General features: G+C 54.9%; 2 tRNA genes and 3 rRNA genes. All 5 read right to left on the minus strand.

The annotated features are described in order from the left end of the window. Positions 1-31: 31 nt before the first annotated feature. The 5 genes from rrf to BUQ81_RS08500 all read right to left on the minus strand — a co-directional run bounded on the left by rrf (position 32) and on the right by BUQ81_RS08500 (position 5,186). Positions 32-146 (minus strand): 5S ribosomal RNA (gene rrf, locus BUQ81_RS08480). Between the two features lie 90 nt (positions 147-236). After that, positions 237-3,119 (minus strand): 23S ribosomal RNA (locus BUQ81_RS08485). Positions 3,120-3,383: 264 nt separating this feature from the next. Continuing rightward, positions 3,384-3,459, minus strand: a tRNA-Ala gene (locus BUQ81_RS08490). A gap of 27 nt (positions 3,460-3,486) precedes the next feature. Then, positions 3,487-3,563 (minus strand) — tRNA-Ile (locus BUQ81_RS08495). 76 nt (positions 3,564-3,639) lie between these two features. Continuing rightward, positions 3,640-5,186, minus strand: a 16S ribosomal RNA gene (locus tag BUQ81_RS08500). Together the 16S, 23S and 5S rRNA genes with 2 tRNA genes alongside form the textbook arrangement of a ribosomal RNA operon. Between the last annotated feature and the right edge of the window lie 325 nt (positions 5,187-5,511).

Here is a 5,511-nt window from a genome sequence, read left to right on the forward strand (position 1 = left end):
CGTTTGTGACGACCGGGGTTTGGTATTTAATGCCTGGGGATGACCTACTCTCGCATGGGACCTCCCACACTACCATCGGCGCTGGCGCGTTTCACTTCTGAGTTCGGGATGGGATCAGGTGGTTCCACGCCGCTATGGTCCCCAGGCAATTCTGGAGCCAGTGCTGATTGCTCAGCACAGCAAATTCTGGAACAGATCTCGTCGCATTGTCGCAACTCAAGTTCTTTTTGAGTTGTATGGTTAAGCCTCACGGGTCATTAGTACCGGTTAGCTTCACGCATTGCTGCGCTTCCACACCCGGCCTATCAACGTCCTAGTCTTGGACGGCCCTTCAGGGATCTCAAGGATCCAGGGAGAGCTTATCTTGGGGCAGGTTTCCCGCTTAGATGCTTTCAGCGGTTATCCCTTCCGAACGTAGCTACCCGGCAGTGCCGCTGGCGCGACAACCGGAACACCAGAGGTTCGTCCACTCCGGTCCTCTCGTACTAGGAGCAGCCCCCCTCAACTCTCCAACGCCCACGGCAGATAGGGACCGAACTGTCTCACGACGTTCTAAACCCAGCTCGCGTACCACTTTAAATGGCGAACAGCCATACCCTTGGGACCGACTTCAGCCCCAGGATGTGATGAGCCGACATCGAGGTGCCAAACACCGCCGTCGATATGGACTCTTGGGCGGTATCAGCCTGTTATCCCCGGAGTACCTTTTATCCGTTGAGCGATGGCCCTTCCACTCAGAGCCACCGGATCACTAGGACCTGCTTTCGCACCTGCTCGACGTGTCTGTCTCGCAGTCAAGCACCCTTTTACCCTTGCGCTCAATGCACGATGTCCGACCGTGCTGAGGGTACCTTCGCGCTCCTCCGTTACTCTTTAGGAGGAGACCGCCCCAGTCAAACTACCCACCATACACTGTCCCTGGGCAGGATAACTGCCCGAGGTTAGAACCCAGATAATACCAGGGTGGTATTTCAAGGACGGCTCCACCAGAGCTGGCGCCCTGGCTTCACAGCCTCCCACCTATCCTACACAAGTATTACCCGAGTCCAGTGTAAAGCTGTAGTAAAGGTTCACGGGGTCTTTCCGTCTAGCCGCGGGTACACAGCATCTTAACTGCGATTTCAATTTCGCTGAGTCTCGGGTGGAGACAGCGGGGCCATCGTTACGCCATTCGTGCAGGTCGGAACTTACCCGACAAGGAATTTCGCTACCTTAGGACCGTTATAGTTACGGCCGCCGTTTACCGGGGCTTCGATCAGGAGCTTCGGCCCGAAGGCCTAACCCCATCACTTAACCTTCCGGCACCGGGCAGGCGTCACACCCTATACTTCCTCTTTCGAGTTTGCAGAGTGCTGTGTTTTTAGTAAACAGTCGCAGCCCCCTGGTCTCTGCAACCGGCCTCAGCTCCACCCGCAAGGGGCTTCACCTACCGCCGGCGCACCTTCTCCCGAAGTTACGGTGCCATTTTGCCTAGTTCCTTCACCCGAGTTCTCTCAAGCGCCTTGGAATTCTCGTCCAGCCCACCTGTGTCGGTTTCGGGTACGGTCACGCGTTACCTGAAGCTTAGAGGCTTTTCCTGGAAGCATGGCATCAATCACTTCGCTCCCGTAGGAGCTCGTCATCACCTCTCGGCGTTAGCGGCGCACCGGATTTGCCTGGCACGCCCGCCTACAGGCTTGAACCAACTATTCCAGCAGTTGGCTGACCTAGCCTTCTCCGTCCCCCCATCGCAGTAACGCGCGGTACAGGAATATTAACCTGTTTCCCATCGACTACGCCTTTCGGCCTCGCCTTAGGGGCCGACTAACCCTGCGCCGATTAGCGTTGCGCAGGAACCCTTGGGCTTTCGGCGAGGGAGTTTTTCACTCCCTTTATCGCTACTCATGTCAGCATTCGCACTTCCGATACCTCCAGCATGCCTTGTCGACACACCTTCGCAGGCTTACGGAACGCTCCTCTACCATGCCTTGCGGCATCCGCAGCTTCGGTACCATGCTTAGCCCCGTTAAATCTTCGGCGCAGGCCGACTCGATCAGTGAGCTATTACGCTTTCTTTAAAGGGTGGCTGCTTCTAAGCCAACCTCCTGACTGTCTAAGCCTTCCCACTTCCTTTCCCACTGAGCATGGTTTAGGGACCTTAGCTGGCGGTCTGGGTTGTTTCCCTCTCGACGACGGACGTTAGCACCCGCCGTCTGTCTCCCGTGATTGCACTTGCCGGTATTCGGAGTTTGCCATGGGCTGGTAAGCCTTGACGGCCCCCTAGACCATAACAGTGCTCTACCCCCGGCAGTGAGACACGAGGCACTACCTAAATAGTTTTCGAGGAGAACCAGCTATCTCCGAGCTTGATTAGCCTTTCACTCCTATCCACAGCTCATCCCCTAATTTTTCAACATTAGTGGGTTCGGGCCTCCAGCTGGTGTTACCCAGCCTTCACCCTGGCCATGGATAGATCGCCCGGTTTCGGGTCTAATCCCAGCGACTGTGCGCCCATTTAAGACTCGGTTTCCCTACGGCTCCCCTAGTCGGTTAGCCTTGCCACTGAGATTAAGTCGCTGACCCATTATACAAAAGGTACGCCATCACCCATAAAGGGCTCTGACTGCTTGTAGGTGCACGGTTTCAGGTTCTATTTCACTCCCCTCCCGGGGTTCTTTTCGCCTTTCCCTCACGGTACTGGTTCACTATCGGTCGGTAGAGAGTATTTAGCCTTGGAGGGTGGTCCCCCCATCTTCAGACAGGATTCCACGTGTCCCGCCCTACTCTTTGCACGCTTAGTTCCACCAATGGCTTTTCGCATACGGGGCTATCACCCTGTATCGCCGGACTTTCCAGACCGTTCTGCTAAGCCAATGGCTAAATCGTGCGGGCTAATCCCCTTTCGCTCGCCGCTACTTAGGGAATCTCGGTTGATTTCTTTTCCTCCGGCTACTTAGATGTTTCAGTTCGCCGGGTTCGCCTCCTGCAAAGCAGGATACCGCTAATGCGGTGGGTTTCCCCATTCGGAAATCCCCGGATCAAAGCTTGTTGCCAGCTCCCCGAGGCTTATCGCAGGCTACCACGTCCTTCATCGCCTTCTACCGCCTAGGCATCCACCGTACACCCTTAGTCGCTTAACCATACAACTCAGAAAAAACCTGAGTCGTGCGACCTTGGTTGCTGAATGCTCGCGCTTGAGATACTCTCCAGTTCATCGATTGCTCGATGCCTGGCTGTGTACCTCAATCTCGTTGTGTTGAGATCTGTTCCAGATTGTTAAAGAGCTCCGGTTTTATCAACCGGTGAGAAGTGGAATTTTAGCATTCCGCACTCTCTCCGGCAATATAAACCGCTGATGATTTTTTAATGCTTCAAAAACCATCAGCGGTTCGTATTGCGTAAGGTGGTGGAGCTACGCGGGATCGAACCGCGGACCTCCTGCGTGCAAAGCAGGCGCTCTCCCAGCTGAGCTATAGCCCCATGTCTTTGCTATCCTCAGTTGGTAGATGGTGGGTCTAGGTGGATTTGAACCACCGACCTCACCCTTATCAGGGGTGCGCTCTAACCAACTGAGCTATAGACCCGTACTCGGTTATCTTCGGTTTTCAGAGTTAATTTATGTGGACGCGCGTCCTGGCTTGCGGGTCGCTTTGTCGTCTTAAAGGAGGTGATCCAGCCGCACCTTCCGGTACGGCTACCTTGTTACGACTTCACCCCAGTCATGGACCACACCGTGGTGACCGTCCTCCCGAAGGTTAGACTAGCCACTTCTGGTGCAGCCCACTCCCATGGTGTGACGGGCGGTGTGTACAAGGCCCGGGAACGTATTCACCGCGACATAGCTGATTCGCGATTACTAGCGATTCCGACTTCATGCAGTCGAGTTGCAGACTGCAATCCGGACTACGAGCAGGTTTTTGGGATTGGCTCCCCCTCGCGGGTTGGCTACCCTTTGTCCTGCCCATTGTAGCACGTGTGTAGCCCCTCCCATAAGGGCCATGATGACTTGACGTCGTCCCCGCCTTCCTCCGGTTTATCACCGGCAGTCCCGTTAGAGTGCCCGGCATGACCCGATGGCAACTAACGGCAAGGGTTGCGCTCGTTGCGGGACTTAACCCAACATCTCACGACACGAGCTGACGACAGCCATGCAGCACCTGTCACCCGGTTCCCGAAGGCACAGCGCCATCTCTGGCGCCTTCCGGGGATGTCAAGGGAGGGTAAGGTTCTTCGTGTTGCATCGAATTAAACCACATGCTCCACCGCTTGTGCGGGCCCCCGTCAATTCCTTTGAGTTTTAACCTTGCGGCCGTACTCCCCAGGCGGTCGACTTAACGCGTTAGCTACGCTACTGAGCCCTTAAATGAGCCCAACAGCTAGTCGACATCGTTTAGGGCGTGGACTACCAGGGTATCTAATCCTGTTTGCTCCCCACGCTTTCGCACCTCAGCGTCAGTATCGGTCCAGGTAGCCGCCTTCGCCACTGGTGTTCCTCCTAATATCTACGCATTTCACCGCTACACTAGGAATTCCGCTACCCTCTACCGTACTCTAGACTTGCAGTCTCGGATGCAGTTCCCAGGTTGAGCCCGGGGCTTTCACACCCGACTTGCAAATCCGCCTACGCGCGCTTTACGCCCAGTAATTCCGAATAACGCTCGCACCCTCTGTATTACCGCGGCTGCTGGCACAGAGTTAGCCGGTGCTTCTTCTGCAGGTAACGTCAAGACGCAGGGGTATTAACCCTACGCTTTTCCTCCCTGCTGAAAGTGCTTTACAACCCTCAGGCCTTCTTCACACACGCGGCATGGCTGGATCAGGCTTTCGCCCATTGTCCAATATTCCCGACTGCTGCCTCCCGTAGGAGTCTGGGCCGTGTCTCAGTCCCAGTGTGGCTGATCATCCTCTCAGACCAGCTACGGATCGTCGCCTTGGTGAGCCGTTACCTCACCAACTAGCTAATCCGCCGCGGGCCCATCCTCTGGCGTGAGCTTGCAAGCAGAGGCCCACTTTCCTCCGTAGAGCTTATTCGGTATTAGCCTGGGTTTCCCCAGGTTATCCCCAACCAGAGGGCAGGTTCCCACGTGTTACTCACCCGTTCGCCGCTCGTCAGCAGGGGAGCAAGCTCCCCTCTGTTACCGCTCGACTTGCATGTCTTAGGCCTGCCGCCAGCGTTCATTCTGAGCCAGGATCAAACTCTTCAGTTTAAATCCTAAACAAAGCTGAACTCGGAATTGACAGGGCTTCAATTACTGATAAATCAGCAACCAAAGCTTACTGTCTGAGTTCATTTATGCGGCCCACGCACCAGGCGCGCGCCCACATAAATTCCCTCTGAAAACCATGTTGTTAAAGAACTTTTGCTGTGTTGTTTCTTGCGAAACGAGAGCTCAACATTATATAAGAGCTCTTGGTTTTTTCAAGTCCTTTTGGAGACTTTTTTCACTCGCCAACTCAACCTCTGTCGTCGTTGGCGGAGCGCGTATTATAGTGACTCCAGAAGAACTTTCAAGAGGCTTTGAGAAGTTTTTT

The sequence above is a fragment of the Sulfurivirga caldicuralii genome (assembly GCF_900141795.1).
GTDB lineage: Bacteria > Pseudomonadota > Gammaproteobacteria > Thiomicrospirales > Thiomicrospiraceae > Sulfurivirga > Sulfurivirga caldicuralii.